Genomic DNA, 25,429 nt, shown 5'->3' on the forward strand with positions numbered 1-25,429 from the left:
CTTGCAGAAAAGTTCAGCTTGCAGGAGGGGCCGGGCACCCAACGGGAAGACGGGTGCCCGGTGAAGACGAAACGTGCCCGGCGGGAGGATTGCCGGGCACGCTCTCAATTGATCAATCAGTGAACAGTGAAGTACTGGTCGGGATGAGCCTGTACATCGTCTGCATTGGTGTTCACGAGGGTAACGGTGTCGCCATTGCCGAGATCGACAACGACATTGCCGCCAACCTGCGTGACGCGATCGGCCAGATCGTCTGCTGAAGAGATATCAAGACCATTGATACCCTTCTGAATTTGCAGAATGTCTTCGCCGGGGTTGAAGTCGAGAATGACGTCGTTTCCGCCGCCACCATTGAACAGGAATGTATCGCTGCCATTTCCGCCGATGAGAACGTCGTTTCCAGCACCGCCATCAAGGATGTCGCTGCCGTTCCCACCGTAGAGAATGTCATTATGCGCGCCGCCATAGAGCAGGTCGGAGCCGTTGCCGCCTTGGAGAATGTCATCTCCATTGCCGCCATACAGCACGTCGCTGCCATTGCCGCCGCTCAGGACGTCATTTCCTTCATTGCCGAAGAGAATGTCGTTTCCGTTTTCGCCGAACAGGGTATCGTTACCCGTGCCGCCGAAAAGGATGTCACTCCCGTTACCGCCGAAGATGGTGTCGTTACCATCACCTCCGAATACGAGATCATCACCGCCATGGGCACGGATGAAATCGTCAAAGCGGGAGCCGAACAACACGTCGTCGTAGGCGCCGCCTTCTAAAGTGGCCATCTGCTTCTCCTTGTGTTCCTGTATGGGGTTTCCACAAGCCGGAATGCTCCGACCATTATGCTCTTAGTAGTCTGCTCTGCATTATGTGGAATTGCAACATCGCCATTTGGTATAATTGCGGCATGTGTAAGTAACAAATTATTACCATTAATTTATATTGCAGTTCTGTAAACATAAATATAAATTCTGTTTGCTATTATTATAATTTGTATTTGTATTATATTTGCGACAAAATTAGTTCTAAATTTGAAACATTGGATCAACGGAAAGAGAAATCCAAAATATTCCAAGAAGATGACGCCGCGCATGCCATTTTATGCGCGGCGCCTGTTCATTTTGGAATTTCAACCTGCGATCGAGTTTTACTTTGGAATTCTCGGATCATTAATCTTCGCGGAATGCCCGATTCAAGCTGTCCGTGATAGGAGAAACCAGATAGTCAATCGCACGGCGTTCCTTGTGCACGATGATTACCTCGGCGGGCATACCAGGATAAAGGCGGGCGGTCGGATTGGTGGCAAGCGAGGCTGGAGTGATTTCGGCGCGTGCCACGAAAAACGCGGTATCGGTCTTTTCATCAAGTGACTGATCTGCGGCGATATAGGTCAGTTTGCCATCGAGCGGCGCCATCGAGCGCTGGTTATAAGCGGTCAACCGGATCTGCGCGCCTGCGCCGACCGAAATGCTATCTATGTCACGCGGGCTGATTTTCATTTCAACGACGAGAGGTTCGTTTTCTGGAACGATATCCATGATCGCTTCGCCCGGTGCGATAACGCCGCCCGGCGTGCGCAGCCGGATGTTGGCTACGATACCGTCTTGCGGTGAGCGAACTTCCACGCGCCGCATCACATCCTTGGCCGCGACAATGCGTTCCTGCACATCCGAAAGTTCGACTTGGCTCGATGTGATCTCCCCGGCTATCTCGGACTGGAGATCGCTTTCAATCCCGCTCAACGCAAATTCTGCGCCTGCTTTCGCCTGTTCGGCTTTTGCCTTGTCACCGGCATATTCACCCCTGTCACCGGCAAGCTGGCTGAGACGCGTATCGATTTCCGTCAGCTTCGATTTCTGGGCAAAGCCCTTTTCAACGAGGCTGGCAATCGCCTTGCGCTGATCGCTGATGAGCTCGATTTGCCGGTCCGTGGCCGCTATCTGGGCGGTCGAGGCCTTGGCCTGCTCCGTATATTGCTCAATGGTTTTCTGCTGAATGTCGATCTTGCTCAGTTTCTGCGCCAGTCGTTTCTGGAAAAATATGTTTTCGGCGCGAATGGCATTCTGCGCATTTTCACCGCCATCGGCAAAGTTGTCGGGAAAGCTGATTTCTTGCGCACCGGACTGTTCGGCGCGCAGGCGGGCCAGTTTTGCGATCAGGCCGATGCGTCGGCTTTCGAGCGATTGGAGATCGGAACGTGCCTTGGTGTCGTCGAGACGAAGCAATGGCTGGCCGACCTTGACGACATCGCCTTCCTGTACCAGCAAGCGATCCAGAATGCCGCCTTCGAGATGGCTGATGGTCTTGCGCTTGGAATCAACGATCACAGTACCCATGGCGACTGCCGCACTTCCGAGATTGGCGGAATAGGCCCATGCGAAAAAACCGCCGAAGGCAACCCCGATTGTGGCCAAACCGGCGATGATGAGGCCGCGCAAAGGCGATCTCGAATCCTCGCGCTCCAGATCGAGCGCCCATTCAGGTTTGACGCTGCCGAAACGGGTGAGTGCCTTGTGATCCGACGATTCTGCGCGTGGCGCGAGCAGGCTGGAAACACGGCGAGGAATGACCGATTTACCCATCATGCGTTTGCTGCTCCCATTTGCGGGCCGTTATTGGCGGGTGTCAGTGAGGCGACGACGTCGGTGCGCGGGCCGAACTGCGAGATGCGACCGTTTTCAAGCACCAGCAGTTTGTCGGCCACCTGCATGATAGACGGCCGATGCGCGATCATGATGACAATGGTGCCGTCGTCACGCGCGTGTTCGACAGCCCGGATGAGGGCGCGCTCGCCTACCGCATCGAGATTCGAGTTTGGTTCGTCGAGAACAATCAGGCGCGGGCGGTTGTAGAGGCAGCGGGCAAGGCCGATTCTCTGGCGCTGGCCGCCGGACAATGTCAGGCGACCGTCGCCAACCGGGGTATCGTAGCCAAGTGGCATGCGGCCGATCATTTCATGCACATCGGCCAGGCGCGCGGCTTCCAGCACGCGATGCGGATCGCTGTCACCCATGCGGGCGATATTGTCCTTGATAGTTCCGTCCAGCAGCGAGACAGACTGCGGCAGATAGCCGGCAATCTCGCCGAAAGAGCCGCGTTCCCAGAGGTAAACGTTGTTGCCGTCAAGGAAAACGCCCCCTGAGGTCGGCTTGACGATACCGATCAGCAGTCGGGCAAGTGTTGATTTGCCAGCGGCAGACGGGCCGACAATCCCAAGGACTTCACCCGGTGAAACCGAAAAAGAGATACCCTTGATGATTGGGACATCCACGCCGGGCGCGGCATAGATGAGCTTGTCGATCACAAGGTCGCCATTGGGGCGCGGGGTGGGCATGGTCTGGCGCACCGCCAAATTTTCGGAAAGCAATGATTGGACGCGCTTCCAACTGGCGATTGCACTAACCCACTGACGCCAGTTTTCGACGATTCGATCGAATGGCATCAGCAAGCGGCCGATGATGATACTGGTCGCGATCATGGCGCCAGGGGTTATTTCCTGCTGCATGGCGAGGAGCGTGCCAATTCCGAGCGACCCGATCTGGATTATAAAACGCGCCGTGCGGGCAATGGAGGACAAGGCGCGGGCGCGGGTCCCGCCTAGATCGAGCACTTCCAAGGCTTGAACCTGCATCGTGCGCCAGCGACGGGCAAGCGCCGGAAGCATACCCATCGCTTCGATGACTTCGGCATGGCGCAGGCTGCTGCCGATCTTTGAAACCGCTTCGATATTGGCTTGATTCGCCTCCTGAATCAGATTTCGGGTGAGGAGGTCGGTCAGTACGCCACACGCAATCAGGATAATGACCGCGACGAGGCCGATCACTCCCAGCATGGGGTGAAGCAAGAACAGGACGCCGAGGAAGATTGGCGACCATGCCGCGTCGAGCGGAGCATTGATAGCGGGCGAGGTGAGAAAGCTGCGCAGTTCATTGAGGTCACGAAGCGTCTGAGTCGCTTTCGGCATGCCCTGATTCACCGAGGCCTGCACCGCTGCCGTGAGTACCGCCAGATTGAGACGGCGCACAAGTGCGCTGCCCATCGCCTGGAAGGAAAGCGACCGGATGAACTCGAGCACGCCGAACACCAGCATGGCGCCCACAGCGAGCACGGTCAGCATGGTGAGCGTGTCCATGCTTCGGCTGTTCAGCACCCTATCATGAACCTGCAACATATAGAGAGGTACAGTGAGTTGTAGCAAATTGATACAGGCGCTTAGCAGCACTGCATAAAGTAGTCCCGACAGGAAAACGCGGCGGGCCTTGAAAATCAGGCCTTTCGGCGTAGTTACCGAATCGTCTGGGCCCTTTTTGTGCGCAGGGCTCTTGCCAATCGAGTTGATTTCGCGAGTATCATTCATACGCTATCTGCCTTGGAATGGTCACAGGTGGCGGATATCCCTAAAAACTGTGTGCTAGTTCTCAAGATCAGTAAAGTAATACTGCAGAGAATGTGACAGAAAAAAGGTTCTTGCGGCGGGGAAATGCGAAAGGAGGAAGGAAAATATAACTGCAAATTTCTTCAAAATTTGAAGTAAAATTGAAAATGGAGAGCAAGAGATGCAAAAACTTCTACACGAGGGAGTGGAAGTCGAAACATCAGTCGATGGCTTTACTGCCGTTGATTTTCCTGAAGTTACCGCCGAAAAACAGGAACGCAGACATCCGGTTCATACAGTCGTTATCACGCATTTCGAACTGGCCCGGATGATAGAACGAGTGAACCGCCGCTTTGTGAGCTTGCTGAAAACCGAGCTGACGAAGTTAGGCGTGGAAGATATCGGTCCGGCCCAGACCCTGGTTCTGATGGCAATCGGCGATGTCGAGCTCACTGTGGGTGAACTATTGGATCGCGGGCATTATGTCGGTTCCAACATTTCCTATTATCTTAAACAGCTTACCGATGGCGGGTATGTCGATCGTGTGACCTCGCAGAGAGACAAGCGATCGGCCCGGATTCGCCTGACGGACAAGGGCGAGCGGTTGTGCGCGAGCTTGCGGAATGCAAGCCGTTCCTACAACCATATCCTCACTCGCGATGATGACGATCTCCGAAATCTGGAGATTGCCTATCAGACATTGCACAGACTGGAAGTCGTGTGGGGTAACGCCGCACGGTTTGGCATTTGATGTGTTGCGGTGGTTTTCGGCCGTTAGCCGAACACGTTTCGTAACATGCGTATAGCATTTGTGCACAGGCGCGGTTTCGGTCAGTTCGCTGCGTTAGCCGAGAATCTGGCTACGGGCGGACATGATGTAAGCCTGATCTGCGAGACGGTGGACCGTCGCCTCCCAGCGGTCCGCGTCATCCGCCACAGAGTGGAATCTGGTCCTCGCGCCGGCGGTGCGATGGCCAGATATCTGGAAGTACCCGATCATCACACGAGGATCGGGTACCGCGTGGCCGAAACCCTGGAATCCATGGCTCATCACGGTCAGGCTCCCGATATTGTTGTCGGTCATATCGGCTGGGGCAGCATGATGTTCGTCAAGGACGTGCTGCCCTCAGTCCCTGCTCTCGGCTATTGCGAGTTTTTCTACCGCGCCAATGGCGCTGATGTCGGTTTCGCACCGGGCGACCAGCCTGACATTGAAACTCGCAAGCGTTTGCGGCTGCGCAACACGGCGCAACTGATTACTCTTGAGGCAATCGACGGCGGTTTCAGCCCCACGCACTGGCAGAAAAGCCTTTATCCGCGTTCGGTTCAGAACCGTATTGCCGTGGTTCATGAAGGGGTGGATACAAAGCTCTTCTACCCGGATCGTCATGCAGCGATCCAGTTGCCCGACGGAAGGACGCTGAAGGCTGGAGAATCGCGCGTGATCACATTCGTCGCGCGCGATCTCGAACCCTATCGCGGGTTTCCGCAAGCGCTGGAAGCCGCAGCCAAGGTCATTCGCCAAAACGACGACGTGATTTTCGTTTTCGTCGGCGGCGATGGTGTCAGCTATGGAACGCCGCCGCCTGGCGGCGGTTCGTGGCGCGAGCATCTCGTCAGGAATTTTGATCTGCCGCCTGACCGTATCGTGTTCCCTGGAACAATCCCGCACTCCCAATTGCGGAAACTTTATCAGATATCGACTGCCCATATCTATCTGACTTATCCGTTTGTCTTGTCCTGGTCGGTGGTGGAAGCGATGGCCTGCGGCGCGCTCATCATCGGGTCGGACACGCCGCCGGTGCGGGAGTTGATCCGCTCGGGCCAAAACGGATTGCTTGTACCGTTTTTTGAGCCGGACGTGCTGGCGGAAGTGATTATGAACGTGCTTCGCGACCCCGATGCATGTCTCCCGATGCGGGCAGCGGCACGCCGAACCGTCGAAACCCGCTTCAGGTTGTCGGATTGTTTACGGCAGCAAAAAACCTTGATCGATGCAGTATTAAATGGCCGGTAGGCCATATGTGGCGACAATCGGGCGTGCAAGTCCTTCAAGATAAATATAAAAATACGTATTTCTGCGTGTTTACGCTATTACTGCAATATATATTCATATTATTTCAAATTTTGAATTAAACAAATTCCAAATATTTGCAATAATATCATATAGTTGACGCTATAAGACTGTTGACAATACATAATCTGTATTTTCTCATTGCAGGTGCAGGCCGAGACTCCCAAGTCGGCCATCACACAATGGATGATTATGTTGAGCACACCACTTCCTGCGATCTCGGCGCGGAAATCCCGCCGATATGCCATTGCTTCGATGCGTGATCGTGAAGCGCTGGAAGCGACGTCTCTGGGCGAGCTGACAACCTTTGTCGAAGGAGACGGAAAACGCCTTCGTCTGGCGAATACATTTCCACTCATTGCGGTCGCCGCTTCGCAAGAGGGCGAGAACGAACTGAAGACGGTTCTGCAACAGATCTATCGTCTGAGCACCATCCCGGAATTACCCGTTGTGCGGGTCGATGAAGCGTCTCCCGAAACTGCTCCGCTGCTGGTTACGCAGTTGCTCGAGAATAGCCTGGATCGCCTTGTCGGTCATGTCAGCAAGGTTCACACCGAACTCGCGATGCTGCGCCGCGAGCGCGAGACCATGTTTGAGAATTATCGGGCGATTGAAGACGCATTTCACGCTCGCAACTGGGATTCCTCAACGGAGATTTTCAGCCACGCCCCTCTGGTCGATCCAAAGGACGAGGGCTTTGCGCGCCTGCTGCGCGAATCGGAGATCGAACAGCTTTTCCCGGTTTCGAGCTATGCCGTTTCCGGTTTCGCCCTCCATTTTCGTGAGCTCCCGGCCAATCGCAATGGCCAGTTGATCGTGACGCTGGACTATCTTGAAAATGGGGAGGGAATTGCCGAGTGGCTGGTGCCTTACGGTGCGCTGCATTCGGAATGGAACTTCTTTTCGCTTCCGAAGGCATGTGACGGAGGCCATCGGACCCTGCGCCTGCGCATTTCCGCCTCGGGCGGAGTTCCGCCGGAGCTGTCGCTGGGCAATGTGGTCGCCAATGAGCGCTATGCGGCGCGGGCACGCATTCCGCATGCCGATCTCGACATGCGCCCGCTCGCATTGCGGATTTTTACCGGCTTGCCGGGTGTGCGCCCGGCATCGTTGCCTAATGCCATCGTGCCGACAGCGCTGATCAATGGCCGAAAGGTTGACGACTACCGTCTGCCGGTTGAACTGCTGCGCAACGTGGCCAACGTGTCCGTGACGCCCATTACTCCGGATTTTCCGACCGTGCGTTTTCTGGAACATGAAGATGCCATCGGTTGTCATCCGCTCGAGGAAGGCGTTACCGCAGCCGCCATCCGACGGGTGGTCGCGCCGGGAACGGTCCGCGTTTCTGCGCGGGCAGTGATCGACCATCCGGAAGGCCAGCCCTGCGCGGTCGGCCTTTTGCTGGTCAATCTGGCATCAGATGTGAAGGAAGAAATCGACGCGATTTCCAATCTCGACCGCCGACGCCAACAGGTTTTGTTCAGCGGTTGGTCGGAAGTCGCACCCAATCGCCCGATCGATATCAACTTCATGCTTGAAGGACCGGTCGACCGGACAATGGACCTCGTTGTTCTGAGCAAGGCAGCTGCGGATTCCGTCGACTTTTCGTGGCTCAAGGTCTTCAACTTCCGGCTGGTCAAGCACATCGAAGCCCAGCCCGGCCAGGAATTGGTCAAAGAGGCTGCGAATGTACGATAGGTCGAAGGATTTGATCGTCGTTGCCATGCCGCTTTACGGCCATGCGGCGCTGGCGCTCGAAGCACTGGAAACCATTCTCGCATCAGAGACGGTTTTCCGAACACAGATCGTGGTGTCGGTGGACGGAGATCCGCGCCGTGAAGTGTTCGACAGCCTGACGCTCTATGCGGCAGCCTATTCCAACATTCACGTCATCTTCGGCGAAAATGCCGGTCCCGGCGGTGCCCGCAATCGTGCCGTGGACTATATTCTCGAAGAAATGCCGGATGTGAAGGCGGTCTATTTCGTCGATGCCGACAACCGGGTGCAGCCGCACACCATCGACACGCTCTACCGTCAGCTATTGGCGTCGAATGCTGGCTGGGTCTATACCAATATCGACACTTTCTCCGTCAACTGGCGTGCGCATTATGGCAATAGCTATTCACGTTTGATCCACTGCATCACCGACAATATCTGTGATACGGGGTCGATGATTTCCGCGGATGTTTTCCGCAGTGGCGTCCGTTTTGATGACGACCGGCAGAATGGTTTCGAGGACTGGGAGTTCTGGCTTTCGGCGATTGAAGCGGGGTTCGTCGGGACGCCTTGCCATGATACCGGCTTTGAATATCGCCTGCGTGCGGAAAGCCGCTTCAAGGAGGCCAATCGCGACCGCTCCGGCTCGATCAGTTTCCTGCGCAAGCGACACAAGGCGCTGTTTCGACGCCCGACACTTGTGGGTTTCGAGCATGAAGAATGCCCGCGTTATGGCGTCATCCGCGCAGGCGAGGGGACGGTCAGCCTTTTCACCGACCTTAGCCTTGGCACCACCGATCTCAAATTCGATGATGCGATCCGCGCATTCTGGGGCAGTGTTTCGGAGCCGGATAATTTCCATTTTCCACCGTTTCTCGCCTCGTCCAATACCGAGACGATGAAACTTCTGGCACGTTCGCGGTTGTTGCCGAATATCCTGTCACGGCTCGAGAAGCTGGCGGAACAAGCCAATATCGTCTTTGTGGAACTGACCAATGTGGAAAACGAGCGGCGTATCGACACCGAAATCATGGCGTCGGGTACGCGGCAGCCGCAGGCCGATCTGATTTTCGTTTCGACCAGACTCATCAAGGAAATCATCGAAAACGATGCGCTGGACTGGTTCGCATCGTTGGGTACACAGCAATTGTGGCCCACATCGGCCCGAATGAAGGTGCGCTTCCCGTTTCCGCGCGTTCGCCAGCGCCGGGCCTTGTCGCGGCCTGAGCAGTCGATGCTCAATCTGGTGACATCGATTGCGACAAGCCCGCTCAAGCAGAGTGCAGCCACGCGCTGGACATGGCGTCCGCGTCGCCTGCCGGCCCTTTCCGAAATGTATCAGGTGCTGCGCAATGAACTTGGCGGCGGACCCGTTCTGCCGCTTGCGCATAACCCCGCAAGGAAAAAGACTGCCGCCGTTCTGGTGCCGAACGCCTCTTTCGGCGGGGCTGAAAAGGTTGCCTATGCAGCCGGTCGTGAGTTGAAGAACCAAGGGTTTGAAACCCATCTATTCGTGCTTGGCAATGAACGCATGGACGTGCTCGATGAGTTCGACCAGTCCTTCGATTACTTGCATTTCTGGAAGGATGGCATTCCCGCCTGGGGCGACACAAATCGCTTTCTCGGTCAGGACTTCATCACCGAGGACCATCCGCTGGACTGGAGTGTCCTGCGCGGCCAGCTTTCCGGTTTCGATCTTGTGGTGAACAACCACGTCATGGCGGCGCATCCCCTGATGGGTAAGCTGCATTCGGAAGGCACGCGCACCGCCTGCTATCTGCATGTAGTGGATGAAACGGTCTTCCGCCGTCAGGCAGGCCAGCCCTATGCGGCGATTGCTTTCGAACACGCCTATGACGCTTTTCTCACTTGTTCGGAGCAATTGAAAATTTATCTGCACAGCTTTGGTGTGCCGTATGAAAAAGTGTTTTCGGTGCCAAACGGGGCCAGTTTTTCAATCGATGCAAAACAGCGGGCGCAGATCTCCGCGGCGCGCAAGCAGGGCCGCAAGGGCGAACCGATGCGTATCCTTTATATGGGACGCCTCGACCGCCAAAAGGGTATCGACCGGTTGCACGATGCAATCGTCAAGCTGAAAGAGCAGGGCATTCCGTTCGAGGCGCAGGCTATCGGCGGCGAAATTCTTTCCGACGATCCGAGCGCATCCTGGATGACACGTTTGAAGGATGCCGGCGTTAAAGTCTCGCCGCCGGTCTTTGACGGCAGGGACATTGCCAACCATCTGGCCTGGGCCGATGTTCTCCTGATGCCGTCGCGCTGGGAAGGCGCGCCGCTGATGATCGCCGAAGCGCAGCAGCTTGGCTGCGTGCCGGTGGCAACAGCCGTCGGTGCTGTCGATGAGCTTATCAATCACGGACGCGATGGCATTCTCATTCGCAATGGCAACGATGCGCAGATTGTCTCCGACATGACGCGCATTCTGACCATCCTTGCGCAGGATCGCGAAGCCCTGATGCGGACAGCCGAAGGCGCTCTCGCTTCCGCGGCTCACCGCACATGGAGCTCGGCTTTCTCCGAATTTACCGATTGGGCGAACGAAATAAGCCCCGTCTATCCGAAATCCCGGTCTTCCCAGCCGGACGTTGCAGACGATGCCAGCACGAACGCCGTTATCCCCGGTCGTGCAGTTGCCTGATTATACCAGAAAGGTCGACCTATGAGCCGCCCAGCCAACCCAAGAATCCTCGTCACGGGCATTCCGAGCCATCTGACGCGCCTCATCCAGCGTGCGGATAAGGCGCAGGTCTATTATTCGGAAAAGCAGCGGGATTCCGAATCCAGAGATAATTTTATCCAAGAACTGAAGAACATCTCCAATACCGGCAATTATCTGATCGGCGAGGGCGCAATGACAGCGCTTCTGCCGACCGCCAAGCATATTCCATTCTGGCACCTCTATAATTGCGTCAACAATGGAACAGGTCTGGAGGAGATCAACAAGGAGTTCGATATCTGCGTCTTCACCTGCGCAAACCTTCTGCGCAAGGGCCTGTCGGCGGATGCGGAAGCGCTCGTTCTGTCAAAGCTCGATATGCCCGTCGTGATGCTGGGCATTGGTATCCAGAACCGTCCCGATATTGAAAGTGAGGATGGCCTGCCGGCGGGTACCAAAAAGCTTTTGGAAGTGCTGAAAAGCCGCGAACACTATTTTCTCACGCGGGGTGAAAACGCCGCCGGCTATTTGCGCGATCAGGGCTTTTCCTATGTCCGACCGGTCGGATGTCCATCGCTTTATTTCCGCCCGGACAATATGCGCAAGGCAATCAGTCGTCTGCCGGAGGTGAAGGTGGGCGAGGGCCGCACCGTGTTCACCGGCTATATGGGAGCGGAACTCGAAACCATCGGCGATATGAATGCGCTCGGTTCCGATGACGGACGTTCAGCCTATGTGGTTCAGGATGAGCTCTTGCATTTCGACATGCAACTCGAATCCGATGCCAATGGCCGCGCCTATGATTCCACCACGGGCGAGCTGGTCGGGCCGCTGACCTACAAGGGGTCGGGCGATCTGAAAAAGAAGGTGAGTGTTCACGCCTTCCTCGATACCAATCAATGGCGGGCCTGGTGCTCGACCATGGATTTTTCCTTCGGTCGCCGTTTCCATGGCAATGTCATCTCCATGCAGGCTGGCGTGCCGAGCCTGATGGTCGCTGTCGATGACCGCATGCGCGAGATGCTCAATTTTTCCGGATTGCCGAAGATCGATGCGCGCGATCTCAACGCCGCCAACGACAGGCGGGCTTTCGTCAGCGACCACATCGCTTCGATGAACATTCCCGAAGTCATTGAAACTTACTCGGCGCGAGAACGCAATTTCCGGAGCGTGCTTTCAGAAATCGGCATCGGCTGATCTCAGGCACTCTTTACCAGTTTCCTTAATTCCAGCGAAGATGGATCACCATGCGCATAATGATCACCGGCATTCCGTCATATTTGATGCGGACCGTCGAAAGCGTTTCCGGGGCAAGAGTGAAGCATCGCCCCTATTTCGAGCCCATCCGCACCAAGAAGGATGTGATCGATCAGGTCAAGAAGATTGCCAATACCGGCAATTATCTCATCGGTGAGGGCGCGGCTAACGCGGTGCGCGGCCATGATGTGACCTACGTCCCGTTCTGGCATCTGGCCAACAGCCTCAATTCGCCGGATACCTATGCGGAGCTCAACGAGAGTTTCGATCTCTGCCTGTTCGCTTCCGCCAATCTTTTGCGTCCCGGCTATGCGGCCACGACGGAATCCTTCGTCTTTGAAAAGCTGGACATGCCGATCGTGATCATGGGCATCGGCATTCAGAAGAAGGAAAACCTGAAAGCGGAATTGCCGGAAGGGACACGCCGGTTTCTTGAAATCCTGCGCCGCAAGGAAAGCTTCTTCCTCACGCGCGGGCATTTCACCGAAGAGTTCCTGAAAGATGCGGGCATGAAATATGTCCGCCCGACCGGGTGTCCGTCACTCTATTATGCACCCGACCAGATGAAGCGCTCACTGACCCGTCTTGCCGATCCGACGCTGGCCGATGCGCAGAAAATCTCCTTCGGCGGTTATCTCGGCAGTGTTGCAGATACGATCGTCGATGCGCACGCGCTGCTCGAAAAGGACAGCGTTGCAAGCTACGTTATTCAGGACGAGGTGATCGTCTACAATATGAATATGGCGGGCGAAGATCATGCGGAAGCCTATGATCAGGCGGCAAGCCGCATCACCGCGCCCGTTGATTACAAACATATGGAAAAATGGCAGCGCAAGAACGAGTTACTCGTCTTTTTCGACACGCATAAATGGCGTAGCTGGATCTCCAGTCAGGATTTCGGCCTGAGCCGCCGCTTCCATGGCACCATCATCGGCATGCAGTCGGGTATTCCGGGCCTGATGATCGCCGTCGATGACCGCATGCGGGAAATGCTGGGCTTCGTCGGATTTCCGCATATCGAGGCAAGCGTCTGGAACCGCGAGCCGCAGAAAAAAGCTTACCTGCGCGACTTCCTTTCCAAGATCGACGTACCCGCGGCCATCAACCGCTATTCGGAATGCGAGGCCAATTTTAACGGTGCGCTGAAAGATATCGGTATCCGATGATGAAATTCCGCAAGAGCGTCGGGGGCAGGAAAGGGGCAATGGCAGTTTTGCTTGGCGCTGCCATGCTTGCCGTCGCGCCCAGTGGCGCTCTTGCCGACACGCGCTTTGGCGTCAATCGGGTCAATATGGCATGGCTCAAGCCCGCCGAGCGCGAGCAGATCTTCGATCAGATGGTGAAGAACGGCGTGGTGGCGGTTCGGCTGTCGCTCACACGTCCTCTTGATCAGAGTATTGATGCTGTGCGCCTTGCGCATGAGAAGGGCTTGGCTATCCTCCTCGAAATCTCGCTCAACAATGCGGATTTTTATCCGGAGGGGACAAAGCCACGGTCCGGGCGCGGACGTATCTGGGACATGTATCGTCTGTCCGACATATCGCCGCAGCGGTTTCAGCAGGTGGTCGGGGACGCCTTGCAAAAGATCGATAAGCTGGGGGTGGCTCTGGTTGCGGTTGAACCCGGCAATGAGATCAACTGGGGCGCTTATAATGGCGATCTTGCCATTCTGCCCAAGGAGAAGATGAAGACCGCACGCTCTTTGGCCGAGATGGAGCAACTTCCTCTGGTCGAAAAAGGTGCGGAAAAATACATCGAACTTTTGCGCATCGCACGGGCGGAATTGGCGAAAACCAAGCACAGTGCCGAGGCAAAGGTCGTATCTGCGGGCCTGTCCGATATTCCCTTCATCGATGCGGACCGGCGGGGAATAGATACCGTCGAACCTGCCGCCTTTACCGATCTTCTCAAGAAGTACGGATTGGATGAAGCTGCCGATGGCTACGGCATCCACATCTATCCCGGCAGCAGCGGCACGCGGGCTGCGCGCGCAAAGCATATCAGCAACGCGCTATCATTCTGCGGTGGTACCAAAGGCAAGCCATGCTGGATCACGGAATGGGGCTTTGCCAACACCTCGAAGGCCTGTCCGGCCAATGACAATAATCGCCAGCAACTGGTCGAGAAGGCGCGTGATCGCTTTCGGCAGATGATGGATAGCGGCCAGATCGCAGCCGCCTATTATTTTGATTGGGATGCAAGCACGTATGGTGTGTGGCGCTGCGGCGCGCTGACGCCAGCCGGTAAAGCTGCAACGGTGACGCAATGAAATTCAAGACTGTAATCATTGGCGGTTCCAACACCGTCATGCTGCCGGGCTATCTGCCGACACTTCTGTCGACGATGGCGCGGCGCGGGGTGGAACTCGATATTGTCGCCGATCTTGCGGTCGGCGGCACGACGAGCGCGCTCGGTCTTTATCAGCTCAAGCAGTTTGAACAGCTCGAAGAGTGCGAGTTGCTGCTGATCGAATATGCGATCAATGATGCCTTTGTTTACGGCGATGAACGGCGTCCATTCCGTCATTGGGCGCGGCTTTACGAAGGGATCATTCGCTACGCGCTTGAACGCAATCCGAATTTGCGGATTGCGACACTTGTGTTCGGTGCGCGCAATGGTTCCTTTCTGAATTCCGTGCCTTCGATCGATGCGGGCATCAACTATATTTCGCAATGGTATGGAACGATCTCGGTCGATGTCTCGCGAATGCTGATGCAGCAATATGGCCGCGATGTCGTGGGCAATCCGGCATTTTATCTCGATCAGGGCCATTATGCGCGGCCCGTTTCGACAACCATCGTCGCGAACCTGATCGCCGATGTTCTCGAACCGGCCTTGTCGGTTCCGCACCGTCCCAAGGCGCTGCCATTCGCCATCGATCCCGACCATTTCGCCAATGCGCGAGCTTTGAGCGGCCAGCAATTGTGTAAGCGGCTCGGGCGCGTGCCTGTCCAATACAGCAATCGCCGTTTCTCGATTTCGGCGCTCGATCTTGGCTTGGACAAAATGCGCTTTGAGGTTGAGGGCGGTCAGCTTCTGGCGCTTGGCTATGTCTGCGATCCGCGTATCCCGCCGCTCGATGTGACAATGGGGGGAGAGGTGCATCGCGCTGCGATGATGAAGGGCGGCGTGCGCGATGGAACTTACAAATTCCTCGTTTCGATGCTGAGTTTCGAGTTTCTATATGATGCTAAGCTTTTGGAAGCGCGGGGGAATGTTGCGCTTACCCTGTCGGGTGCCGAAGAGGGCGTGGAACACAAGCTGCATGTTCCCAAGGACAGCGCGCAACATGAGGAACTGCCTGCGGAGCCGGTGCTTCCGATAACCGGCATCCTGTTTTCGGGCAATCTGAAAGTCATGTCGCTGGAGAAACAAGCAGCCGGAAACGCCATTCTGTCGGAAGCTGCCCAATAGGCCGCTATTCAACAAAAACGTTGACGCTTGCGGCCCGTCCGGCTGCATCGACGACAGTCAGCGTCGAATATCCGGTTCCGTCCGGTTGCCAATTTGTCGTCCTTCTCCGTTCGATCTCGGCGATGGGCTTGCCATTGGCAAGCCAGCGAAATGGCGCGCGCCCGCCCTGTAATTTCAGCACCAGCGGCGATGCATTATCGGTCAGGGCTTTCAATTCAACATGCGCGCCATCGGGTGGAAACACGATGCGCGGTGCAGGCTCAATCGAGGCCTTGAGAACCGGCAGAGAATCGCTCGCAGACGAAAAGCGTATCTGCGTCACCGGAAGATCGGCGCGCGCTGTTCGAAACGCCCCTGCGGGCGCACGCGGCAGCGGTACGGATGCAATACCGGAACGCACAAAGGCTTCAAACAGGATAGGTGCCGCCGAAACATAGCCCGCAAGGCCCGGCACTGAGCCGCCATCGGCACGTCCAACCCAGACACCCAGCACATAACGGCCGTCATAACCAACCGACCACGCATCGCGATAGCCATAGGACGTGCCGGTCTTGTAAGCGAGGCCGAGGCGTTTCGCGCCTTGCGGCGGCACGACACCGGCCAGAATATCGCCGATCTGCCAGGATGCCTGCTCGGTGAGAATAGGGGCGGAAGGCTGCACAGGCTCCGAACTTTCCGTGCCATCACGAAGGGCGGCGCCTCGCCCGCCATTGGCAAGACCGGTATAAAGCTGCACCAGATCACGCAGGCTGATGCCCGCGCCGCCAAGGCCGATAGCCAGCCCCGGCGCTTCGCCCTTAGGCAGTTGCAGATTGACTGCCGCCTGACGAAGGCGTGTCGTCAACCGCGCAGGGCCGACCGCATCAAGCAGGCTAATGGTCGGCACATTGAGCGACATTTGCAGCGCCTGACGGATGCTGACATCGCCCTGATAGTTCATATCGAAATTGCGCGGACGATAGCCTGCGAAATCCTGCGGGCGGTCCTCAATGATGGTTTCCTGTGCAATCAGCCCTTGCTCGAAAGCCAGGCCATAAATGAAGGGCTTGAGCGTGGAACCGGGCGAGCGCACGGCGCGGGTCATGTCGATCCAGCCCTGCCGCTTGCCATCGAAATAGTCAGCCGATCCGACTTCACCCAGAATGTTGCCGTTACGGCTGTCGGCCAGCACCATGGCTACCGAAACTTTAGGGCCGAGTTTCGCAGCGGCCTCTCGTGCCACAGTTTCCAGTCCCGCCTGCACCGACTTTTTAAGCGTCAGGTGATGCCGCGCCTCGGTCGGTGCCTGCTTCAATGCGAGATCGGCAAAATGGGCGGCCAACGCAGGCAAGGGATGACGCGTAGCGGATATGCGCTCACGCGATGCACGCTCGGCTTCCTCGTTCGTGAACACCTTAGACGAAACCATGCGTTTCAACACACGATCCCGTGCTGCAACTGCATTCTTCATCTCGCGGTCCGGACGGCGGCGCTCCGGCAATTGCGGAAGGGCCACAAGCAATGCGGCTTCCGATGTTGTGAGGCGTAGCGGCTCCTTGCCAAAATAGGCGAGCGAAGCTGACCGCACGCCTTCCAGATTGCCGCCATAGGGTGCGAGCGTCAGATAGCGTTCGAGAATTTCAGACTTGCTCAGCCGCCGCTCAATCTGGACCGCACGCGCAAGCTGCCGGAATTTGGAGCCGAAGCTGCGGTTTTCACGCGGTTCGATCAATCGGGCAAGCTGCATTGAAAGCGTTGAGCCGCCGGACACAATACGGCCATTGCCTGCAAGTTGATAGGCAGCCCTCAGCAGCGCCGTGAAATCAATGCCGCCATGATCGTAAAAACGCTTGTCCTCATAGGCGATTAGCATTTTCACGAATTTCGGATCGACATCCTCAATCCGCGTATTCAAGCGCCAATAGCCGTCCGGCGTTGCATAGGCGCGCAGCAATGCGCCGTCCCGATCCATGACTTCAGTAGAAATGGTCAGCCGTTCCGGCAAAGGCGGAGGATAGGCGCGGTCGAGCCAGTCAAGCCCGAGCACGGTTCCAATAGCAGCGATGCCGAGAAATGCGGCACCGCCAATTGCTATTTTCCAACGCCTTTTCATTTGTTTGGCCGCACACTAAGGCGCGGCCACCTCCATCATGCCCGTTGCCGTGCGCGCTGCAAATTGCGGGCGATACATATCCTCAACAGTTGCTGCCGGATGGGTATAAAGACCTGGCGTCACCGCGCGCACCACATAAGCGAGCGTGATTGGCTTCTTCTCGCCCGCCGAGCGGTCGAAAGCCGCCACAAAACGATCATTGCGGAATTCGAGATGCGCTGCTTGGGTGCTTTCCAGCCAAGGGAAATTGCCTAGATCGGCACTGGAAACAAGCCCCGGATTATCGATCTCGAAGCCCGCCGGCAGCAGATCGGTCACAAGCAGACGCGACTGCCATTCCTGCAGGTCATCGATTTTCAGGACAACCACGTAGCGCTCATTCTGATTGACGCCGGTGACATTGGCCGGTTCGCCATCGAGCGTATAATAGGTGCGCTCAATGTTGAAGCCTTCGCCGCCCGCGGGTAGCGACTGAGCAGGGGGCGCAACTGCGGTTACGACCGCATCAACCGATCCCTGACCCTTGTTGGTGACGATCAGCGGCTGTGCTTCAAGGGTTGCACCATTGAGACGCTCGGAGAACGCGCCTTGATGCGCGGTGCCATTGATGTCGAGGCTGATCGAGCCATTATCGTCCTGCAGGCCACGTGCGGCAAGCAGCATCCAGGCCTGATCCTGCGTGCTGAGATAACGAGCCTTTTCACGCTGGAACTCGACCAGTGTAATCAGCGATGGCAGCACTTTCGGCGCAGGCTTGGTTTCGGAGGCAAGAGCCAGCATCGCCGCACCATCACGCAGCGGCGAACCATAATCGGAGCGATTATAGTCGTAGCTGGACTGGCTGGTTGCAAGCTGGAGCGACGCATCGAACACGCGTTCCGAGCGCGGCTGATCACCATAAAGGGCCAGTGCTGCACCAAGCTGGGCAACCGCCATCGGGCTTGCGAAGTTTCCGAGCTGGGTGTCGGCGAAGTAACGCAGATCACCAACCGAAGCCTTCTTGTTGCGTGCCAGAACATAGAGCGCATAGGCAATGTCGTTGCCGCGTTCCTTGACGTCGGTGGTGTAGCCGAGCGCATTTTGCAGGTTGCCAAGAGCGGAGAGCATCGCCTGCTGCGGCACGTCATAGCCCTTTTCGCGGGCACGCGTCAGGAAGTCGGTCACATAGGCGTCCATCCAGAGATCACCCGACCCGGGCGACCAGAGGCCAAACGAACCACTCGAAGACTGGTTGTTCAGCACGCGGAAGATAGCGTCCTGCACACGCTTCTTGAGCTCGTCCTGACTTTCCAGACCCGCCGCCGCTTCCGTACCGGCCGCCATCTCGCTTAAGTATAGCAGCGGCAGTGCACGGCTGGTGGTCTGCTCTGTGCACCCATAAGGATAGCGGTCGAGAGCCATCAACAAGGCTGGCACATCAAATGCGGCACTTCGCGTCACACCAATGCTGACGAAAGCGCCATCAAGCAGGCTTTCCGACAGAAGGCCGCCATCGACCTTCAGGCTTCCGCCATTGCCCGAGAGATTGACGACATGGCGGCTCGTGACCGGCAGATCAACCGGGCGCACCGGCAATGCCAAAACCTGTTCAACGCTGAGGCCCACATCGTTGGAAAGCCGGATAGTCACACCACCGGCACCCGTTGCCACAGCATTGAGCGGAACGGTGATCGACTGCCGTCTGCCACCGGAAAGCGCAATGCTTTCAGGATAGGAGCCAACTTCGACGCCGAGATTATCGGTGGTCTCAAGGCTCACACGATAATTGCCATCCGGTGCGTCCGTATTGGCAATATCGAAGCGGATATTGGCCTGATCGCCGGGAGCCATGAAGCGCGGAAGACCAGCGGTGATGACCACCGGATCGCGGATGATGACATCGGTCACCGCATGGCCAACAGCCTTCTTGGTCCATGCAACGGCCATGACACGCGCGGTGCCGTTGAACTGCGGTATGTCGAAGGTGATTGTCGCCTTGCCGTCGCTGTCTAGTTCGACCGGACCGGAGAAAAGCGCCAGCAGCTTTTCAGTGGGTGGGCTGCCTTCCGCTGCCATATTGCCGCCATCGCCACCTGTGCGCAGCTTGCCGGTGACGCCGAGCGAACCATCAATCAGGCGACCATACATATCGCGCATTTCAAGGCCCAGCTGACGCTGGCCGAAGAACCAGTTTTCAGGGTTCGGCGGCTGATAGCGTGTCAGATTGAGAATGCCGACGTCGACAGCCGCAACCATGACATAAGCCTGCTCGCCACCTGCATTTTCAACTGAAACAGGAATGGAAAGCGTGGAACGCGGCGCAATCTTCTCAGGCGGTGTCAGCTTGACTGCAAGCTGCTTGTCGGCAGGATCGATCTTCAGCCATTTAAGACCAATCGCACGCGCAGGCATACGGCTTTCAATAGCCTCACCCGGACGGAACAGCGTTGCTGTGACATAGACGCCTGCACCCCAATCATCACCCACCGGAATATCGATGGTCGTGCCACCTTCCGGCACGCTTGCGGTGATTGTCTTGAGCAGCTTTTCCGCACCAATGGTAATGAGCAGCTCACCTGCAAAACGCGGGGAGATTTTCAGTTCTGCCGTGTCACCCGCCGCATAATGTTCCTTGTCGAGCGCGATTTCGAGCCCGTCCGGTGTTTCGGTCGAGGTTGAGCTGACAAACCAGCCCGCATCGAATTCATAGCTTGTGGCCGGACCCGAAGCATCATCTGTTTCGATTTCCAGACGGTAACGGCCCCAATCGACCGGCAGGCTGATTTCAGCCTCGCTATCGGTTTTCAGATCGATCTTGCCGTTGGCAATCGCCTTGGTGAAGGTGACCGGCTCGTAGTTCCAGCTATTGCCACTGCGATACCACTGATAATTACGCTCGATCTTGACCAGCGACCATTGTGCGCCATCAAGCGCCTTGCGATCACCCTTGCTGTCAGAGGCGATCAGGCTGAACTTGGCGGTACCGCCCTGCGGAACTTCATCGCCAGCGAAATCCGGGCGAATGCCGATGAGATCGGTTTCCGGCTGAATGGCAACATCGATCTTACGCTCAACCGCACGACCGCCGGTTTCGCGCATACGAACGGTCACGGCTGCGTTTACGAGACGCGTTGTTGACGGCATTTCATCGACTGCAACCGGGAAAGTCGCCTTGCCGTTGTTATCGACTTTTGACAGGCCATCGAGCGGAAGGCGCGTGGCTTCGCCTTGTTCTTCATCGGCGAGGCCGAAATAATAGCCCTTGAAGCGGTCCCACTGACGCTTAGTCGAAAGCGTGACTTCGCCTTCAAGCGCAAGACCGGCGGCAGGCGCACCATAGAGGAAGCGACCGTCCACGGTGATATTGGCGGTTTCACCCACGGCGATTTCCGGCTTGTCAGACGTCAGATCGAACTCGATCCGGTCCGGCACGAAATCTTCAACCAGAAACATCTGTGTGGCAATTGCTGGCTGCTTGGGATCGGTATAGACCGAAACATTCCAGGTGCCGCGCATGGCGTTCGACGGCAAGGTCAGGTCGATGGCATGACCACCGGCCAGTTTGCTGTCCGAAACAAGACGGCGGTCTTCCACGCCATCGGGACGCGTGAAGATGAAGGTGAGCGGCAGATCCTCGATTGCGGTTGCGGTGTCGTCACGCGCAAGCGCGCCCACATGGACGACTTCGCCAGCGCGATAGATACCGCGCTCTGTCCATGCATAAAGATCGAGCGCTTTCGGCACGACACGGCCCGTCACACCACGATCGGAAAGATCGAAACCAGCGCGCGCCATATCGAGGAATGTGAAATCATCATCATCCCCACTCGCCATCAGCACCGCTGGCACCATGCCGTCTGTGCCGCGTGTCAGTCCCGGCGTAAACGTCGCCCGGCCATCGCCATCGGTGGTCGCTTCGCCCAGCACTTCATTGTTGCGTGCCAGCAGGGTCAGTTTCACGCCTTTAAGCGGTTCTGCGCTTTCCAGCGAGCGGGCAAACACATTGATGCCGTCCTGTCCGGTATAGGTCGAAAGGCCGATGTCGGAGACGACAAACCACTGCGTTGCCTTGGTGCCATATTCATCATCGGACTTCTGGACCAGCGGTTCAGCGGTCAGCACGTAGACGCCGGGCTTGCGTTCCGGCAGTGCTTCATCAACCGGGAAACTGGTCGTTGCTTCCTTGTTCAGCTCATTGCCTGCAACCTCGATCTCACCTTCCCAGACAGGCGCCCCCATCTGATCGGAAACCGTGCTGATGTCGTAGCTGTCCAACTGGCGCAGGAACTGATAGCCGGAGAGAAGCTGTGCCAGCGAACGGTCGCCGACGCGGTAGAGCTTGACCTTGGCGGTACTCAGATTGACGCTGACCAGCGGAATGCCGCGACGGGCTTTCGCAGGCAGCACAAAGCTGTCGCCGGTAAAGCGCACCGATGGCGCGCGGTCCTGCACATAGATCGAAAGATTGACCGGAGCAGGCAGCACTTCGCCAACAGCCGAAGGCAGGCCCTGACGGAACGTCACCGTATAATTGCGGCCATGTTCCAGACCCTCGACGCAAATCTGGCGATCTTTGGCATCAACGGCCTTTGGCGCGCCACTATCGAGCGTGACAAAGCTCGAATAATCGACACCGCTTTTCACCAGTTCTTCCGAGAACTGGGCGCAGATGCGCGGCGCGGCATTGTCATTATCGACCGTATTATTGACGATGCGGAAGCCTTTGCGGGCTTTCAGATCTTCATAGGCGTCACGAACGGATGCGGAATTGACGAGATCAAGGCTCGCTTCATAGGCTTGCAAGGCCGGGCGCGATGCATCGCGCTTTTCGAGCGCCTGCGCCATGACGGCAAGCGCTTGCGCGCGCTCATCCTTGGTGCGTGAGGTCTGGTAGGCAAACCACGAGGCCGACGTCGCTTCGCGCTGGAGCTTGGAACGTTCCTGACCATTGGACGGCTCGGTCGCAAGCGCCCAAAGCGCATATCCGGCCCAGATTTCGCTTTCATCCGGCGACATGCCGGCCGCCAGTCGAAATTTTTCCATGGCAGTGCGCGGATCGCCATTGAGCGCTGCCGAGGCCGCTTCGCTCTTCAAGGTGCTTAGCCCTTCGGCGCTATCATTCGAAGTGAGCTCATTTTTCAGGCGCCGAGCTTCATCAATCAGATTGGCGGCGAAGAAGGAAATAGCTGGCGGCGCGCCGATATCCTCGACTTCGCGGGCCGCTGTCGACTGGGTTACGACCTTGCCTGCAATGGAGCCGACAGACTGATTGAGCTTGTTGAAATCGGATTTTAAAAAGCACCACTTGACCTTCGGATTATAAGTGAAGGCGAGGCAGGCATTGTCGCCCAGACAAATGCTTTTGCACTGGTCCAGGGAGACATTTTTCTCCGTGCGCAGGTCGAAGCCAAAATAATCGCTATCTTTGGTAATCTCTATGCGCCGGGTTTCGGCAGCTTGTGTGTTGTATGGAACAGACGAAACGGAGGCTGCGACTGCAAAGGCTAATAAAAGCCGGTTGAAACCAATACGCATTTGCATCCCCTCACAACGAACGCTGCCCATTCCAATCTATTAGAAAAGGCGAAAAGAATCCGGCTCATGTGAAGCCTCACCGCGACAAACTGTCAAGGCGAATAGGGCTTATCTACAACTATTAGGATAGTGGCGATATTCGCCAGTCACGATACGGGTGCCATTAACCTCTCGTTAAGAATTTGGAACAAGGCGGTCAATTCCGTGTTAGAATAGAACCCGCAGAGATGCGCACATCGCCATGCACTATGGGAGAGGGCAGAGATGAGCAATATTCTATTCTGGACGGCTTTGGTAATCGTGCCGGTGCTTTTGGGTACGGCCTATGCCTATTTGCAATCCATCCGTCACAGGGACGATTTTTAAGGACGCAAATCCTATCTACGCCGGATGTGATGACGGCCGCGTGCAGCAGCACTTCGGGGCCGCGTGATGCCGATTCTTCGCCAGTTTGCTTCAATCCGTTCGCTGCTTCTGGTCTGAAAGCGCGCAATGCTCCGTTTTTCCAGATAGGGTTAACATTTATTTCGTTTTGGTTCCTTTTGGATATTGCAACTTATACTTTATTGTAATCGGTAGTCTCAATTAAAAGGTTTGGTCCGGCAGGCGCAGGCAACCCCCCTAATCAGGGGGATTTGGTGATATTGTCCTATATAATCAATGGGTTAGAAAAGAAGTATACGAAAGAGAGCTATACTCGAAAACGATATGTACCATATTGAAGCATGGAGTCTGGTTGTTTGTATATCCTTGTTTCCCGAAAGTAGTTTCATTCTCATTCTGATATTTCACATTGCGTAAATTAAGAAAATGTCCTTCTATTGTTGCGGGTAAGATCTGATCATTAGTTGCGGGTGGTGCATCATCCCTATGTGGGCTCTTGCACGCTTCATTTTGTCCGAGACAACGGTCGCTATCGATCCAATTGCAGCCACCTCAACTAGTCCGGACATGATCGCCGGATAGGAGGGCAATCTCGGGTGATCTAGAAGAAAACAATGGCGGCCGAAACGGATCGTCAGAAATTGGAGGAGGGAACGACGGTAATGGGTAGACGTGCATACGAAAAGCTCGCGAGAATCTGTGCATCCCTGAACACATCCGAGCAGGAGCTCGCTCATTCTCTCGGTATTTCGCGAGTTGCCCTCAAGGCGATAGATCGCACTGATGCGCCTCTCTATCTGCGATTGGCGCTGGCTGCTTTGGTATCAGACATGGACCCTGATGAGGTGCTGAATCCCAAACGCACGAGTTCTGAAATGGAAAGGCCGCTTCACCTCTTGTCGGCGGGATAGTTGTCAAAGTCTCAGGTTTCAACGGTGTTGTTGTGATAAAATCTTTCGCCTTGCTGCTTTTGATTGGACTAATTTGTTATCCGCAACTGGCTGCCGCGTCCTGCACGCGAGCAGCCGGTGCAGCGGATTTGATGACACAACGCCAGCTTTCGGCCCTGCGCGCGATGGAGCGGAGCCGCGGTTGCAAGGGGGGCGATGAACGCGGAGGCTTCTTCAATCCGTGTCGTGATCTTGCCCAGCGTATTGCTGAAATCCAGCGGCAGCTCGGGTCCAGTTCGCTTTCTTCGCGGACGTGCCACGAACAACCGGCGGCACAACGAACTACAAAGGTAAAACTCGACCGGCCAAGAGCGCCTTCGGTTGCCGCGCCCGTCAATCCCACGGTTCCGAAAGGTGTGAAAGGCGCCCTGACATATTGCGTGCGCTTGTCCGACGGTTATCTGTTTCCTGCTCCGCATTCGCAGTTCCAGAAGTCCGACAACGTGGCGGAGACATTGGCGCAATGCCGTTTCATCTGCCAGGGGGAGAATGTCGATCTCTATGTTTTGAACGATCCGAATGACGAAACAGCGGATATGGTTTCCGTTTCCAACGGCAAGCCGTATATCGAGCTTCCGACCGCCTACGACTATCAGGGAGGTCGCGACTTTAAGAAGTGCGATTGGGCCGGTTATGTCAACAAGATCAGCGAGTTGCGAGCGAATAGCAAAGGCAGCCGGGCATTCAGAAATGTGGTGGTACCCATGCCAGACACGCGTCCGGCTCGCAATAACGAGACCAGTGTTTCCGTAACGTCTTTTTCCCCCATGAGCGAGCGCAATGTGCGTGTGGTCGGTCCGGCGTTTATTTTCGACGAACATACGGCTGAGACAAAATCTGCTACCTATTGACGGCAGGGAAACCGTCTTCAGCAGGTCAATTTGAATGAGACGTGTCGCGATTGAGACTGAACCGCACGCGTTCTGTCTGTAGCCTTCCAGAAACGGGCTTTCGATTATGCCCGGAAACTATCGATCATTGCATTGTT

Annotated in this window: 15 protein-coding genes; 10 read left to right on the forward strand and 5 right to left on the reverse strand. The window is 56.3% G+C overall.

The window, feature by feature from the left end; genetic code table 11:
- Window positions 1–116: 116 nt before the first annotated feature.
- The 3 genes from F9K78_RS14080 to F9K78_RS14090 all read right to left on the reverse strand — a co-directional run bounded on the left by F9K78_RS14080 (window position 117) and on the right by F9K78_RS14090 (window position 4,348).
- Window positions 117–776: a calcium-binding protein gene (locus F9K78_RS14080; RefSeq protein WP_121983744.1), complete on the reverse strand. Its 660-nt coding sequence runs from the start codon at window positions 774–776 to the stop codon at window positions 117–119.
- 384 nt (window positions 777–1,160) lie between these two features.
- The gene (locus F9K78_RS14085) at window positions 1,161–2,576 is read right to left on the reverse strand and encodes an HlyD family type I secretion periplasmic adaptor subunit (protein WP_121985137.1); all 1,416 of its coding nucleotides are present in this window, start codon (window positions 2,574–2,576) and stop codon (window positions 1,161–1,163) included.
- A complete protein-coding gene (locus F9K78_RS14090) occupies window positions 2,573–4,348 on the reverse strand; it encodes a type I secretion system permease/ATPase (RefSeq protein WP_121985136.1) in 1,776 nt (591 codons plus the stop codon). The genes F9K78_RS14085 and F9K78_RS14090 overlap by 4 nt, the downstream gene beginning before the upstream one ends.
- Window positions 4,349–4,547: 199 nt before the next feature.
- On the opposite strand from F9K78_RS14090, the gene F9K78_RS14095 reads away from it, so the two are divergent.
- From F9K78_RS14095 to F9K78_RS14130, 8 genes are all read left to right on the forward strand, one after another.
- Window positions 4,548–5,117, forward strand: a complete 570-nt coding sequence (locus F9K78_RS14095) for a MarR family winged helix-turn-helix transcriptional regulator (protein WP_112588939.1) — start codon at window positions 4,548–4,550, stop codon at window positions 5,115–5,117.
- Between the two features lie 45 nt (window positions 5,118–5,162).
- Entirely contained in the window at window positions 5,163–6,383 is a 1,221-nt protein-coding gene (locus F9K78_RS14100) for a glycosyltransferase family 4 protein (RefSeq protein ID WP_121985135.1), read from the forward strand.
- Window positions 6,384–6,632: 249 nt separating this feature from the next.
- The gene (locus F9K78_RS14105; RefSeq protein ID WP_121985134.1) at window positions 6,633–8,138 is read left to right on the forward strand and encodes a DUF6212 domain-containing protein; all 1,506 of its coding nucleotides are present in this window, start codon (window positions 6,633–6,635) and stop codon (window positions 8,136–8,138) included.
- Window positions 8,128–10,812 (forward strand): glycosyltransferase, encoded by a 2,685-nt coding sequence (locus F9K78_RS14110; protein ID WP_121985133.1) that lies wholly within the window; start codon window positions 8,128–8,130, stop codon window positions 10,810–10,812. The genes F9K78_RS14105 and F9K78_RS14110 overlap by 11 nt, the downstream gene beginning before the upstream one ends.
- Before the next feature lie 21 nt (window positions 10,813–10,833).
- Window positions 10,834–12,027: a polysaccharide pyruvyl transferase family protein gene (locus tag F9K78_RS14115; protein ID WP_121985132.1), complete on the forward strand. Its 1,194-nt coding sequence runs from the start codon at window positions 10,834–10,836 to the stop codon at window positions 12,025–12,027.
- Between the two features lie 50 nt (window positions 12,028–12,077).
- Complete coding sequence (locus F9K78_RS14120; protein WP_121985131.1) at window positions 12,078–13,253, forward strand: polysaccharide pyruvyl transferase family protein; 1,176 nt, start codon at window positions 12,078–12,080, stop codon at window positions 13,251–13,253.
- Window positions 13,250–14,356, forward strand: a complete 1,107-nt coding sequence (locus F9K78_RS14125) for a glycoside hydrolase (protein WP_121985130.1) — start codon at window positions 13,250–13,252, stop codon at window positions 14,354–14,356. The genes F9K78_RS14120 and F9K78_RS14125 overlap by 4 nt, the downstream gene beginning before the upstream one ends.
- Complete coding sequence (locus tag F9K78_RS14130; protein ID WP_151682247.1) at window positions 14,353–15,501, forward strand: SGNH/GDSL hydrolase family protein; 1,149 nt, start codon at window positions 14,353–14,355, stop codon at window positions 15,499–15,501. Before F9K78_RS14125 ends, F9K78_RS14130 begins: the two co-directional genes overlap by 4 nt.
- A gap of 4 nt (window positions 15,502–15,505) precedes the next feature.
- Here F9K78_RS14130 and pbpC read toward each other — a convergent pair whose 3' ends face one another.
- On the reverse strand, window positions 15,506–17,593 hold the full coding sequence (gene pbpC / locus F9K78_RS14135) for a penicillin-binding protein 1C (protein ID WP_121985128.1): 2,088 nt from the start codon (window positions 17,591–17,593) through the stop codon (window positions 15,506–15,508).
- A gap of 15 nt (window positions 17,594–17,608) precedes the next feature.
- Window positions 17,609–23,113, reverse strand: coding sequence for an alpha-2-macroglobulin family protein (locus F9K78_RS14140; RefSeq protein WP_151682248.1), 5,505 nt, complete (start codon window positions 23,111–23,113; stop codon window positions 17,609–17,611).
- Window positions 23,114–24,105: 992 nt separating this feature from the next.
- Here F9K78_RS14140 and F9K78_RS14145 point away from each other — a divergent pair.
- Entirely contained in the window at window positions 24,106–24,402 is a 297-nt protein-coding gene (locus tag F9K78_RS14145) for a hypothetical protein (RefSeq protein WP_235925427.1), read from the forward strand.
- A 131-nt stretch (window positions 24,403–24,533) separates the two neighbouring features.
- A complete protein-coding gene (locus F9K78_RS14150) occupies window positions 24,534–25,292 on the forward strand; it encodes a DUF2865 domain-containing protein (protein WP_235925428.1) in 759 nt (252 codons plus the stop codon).
- Window positions 25,293–25,429 lie beyond the last annotated feature (137 nt).

This window comes from Brucella pseudintermedia (genome assembly GCF_008932435.1).
Taxonomy (GTDB): domain Bacteria; phylum Pseudomonadota; class Alphaproteobacteria; order Rhizobiales; family Rhizobiaceae; genus Brucella; species Brucella pseudintermedia.

Coding starts and splice junctions, on each gene's coding strand:
- F9K78_RS14080 (WP_121983744.1), bottom strand. CDS start 776: ATGGCCACTTTAGAAGGCGGCGCCTACGACGACGTGTTGTTCGGCTCC.
- F9K78_RS14090 (WP_121985136.1), bottom strand. CDS start 4,348: ATGAATGATACTCGCGAAATCAACTCGATTGGCAAGAGCCCTGCGCAC.
- F9K78_RS14085 (WP_121985137.1), bottom strand. CDS start 2,576: ATGATGGGTAAATCGGTCATTCCTCGCCGTGTTTCCAGCCTGCTCGCG.
- F9K78_RS14125 (WP_121985130.1), top strand. CDS start 13,250: ATGATGAAATTCCGCAAGAGCGTCGGGGGCAGGAAAGGGGCAATGGCA.
- F9K78_RS14110 (WP_121985133.1), top strand. CDS start 8,128: ATGTACGATAGGTCGAAGGATTTGATCGTCGTTGCCATGCCGCTTTAC.
- F9K78_RS14100 (WP_121985135.1), top strand. CDS start 5,163: ATGCGTATAGCATTTGTGCACAGGCGCGGTTTCGGTCAGTTCGCTGCG.
- F9K78_RS14130 (WP_151682247.1), top strand. CDS start 14,353: ATGAAATTCAAGACTGTAATCATTGGCGGTTCCAACACCGTCATGCTG.
- F9K78_RS14120 (WP_121985131.1), top strand. CDS start 12,078: ATGCGCATAATGATCACCGGCATTCCGTCATATTTGATGCGGACCGTC.
- F9K78_RS14115 (WP_121985132.1), top strand. CDS start 10,834: ATGAGCCGCCCAGCCAACCCAAGAATCCTCGTCACGGGCATTCCGAGC.
- pbpC (WP_121985128.1), bottom strand. CDS start 17,593: ATGAAAAGGCGTTGGAAAATAGCAATTGGCGGTGCCGCATTTCTCGGC.
- F9K78_RS14150 (WP_235925428.1), top strand. CDS start 24,534: ATGACACAACGCCAGCTTTCGGCCCTGCGCGCGATGGAGCGGAGCCGC.
- F9K78_RS14095 (WP_112588939.1), top strand. CDS start 4,548: ATGCAAAAACTTCTACACGAGGGAGTGGAAGTCGAAACATCAGTCGAT.
- F9K78_RS14140 (WP_151682248.1), bottom strand. CDS start 23,113: ATGCAAATGCGTATTGGTTTCAACCGGCTTTTATTAGCCTTTGCAGTC.
- F9K78_RS14105 (WP_121985134.1), top strand. CDS start 6,633: ATGTTGAGCACACCACTTCCTGCGATCTCGGCGCGGAAATCCCGCCGA.
- F9K78_RS14145 (WP_235925427.1), top strand. CDS start 24,106: ATGGCGGCCGAAACGGATCGTCAGAAATTGGAGGAGGGAACGACGGTA.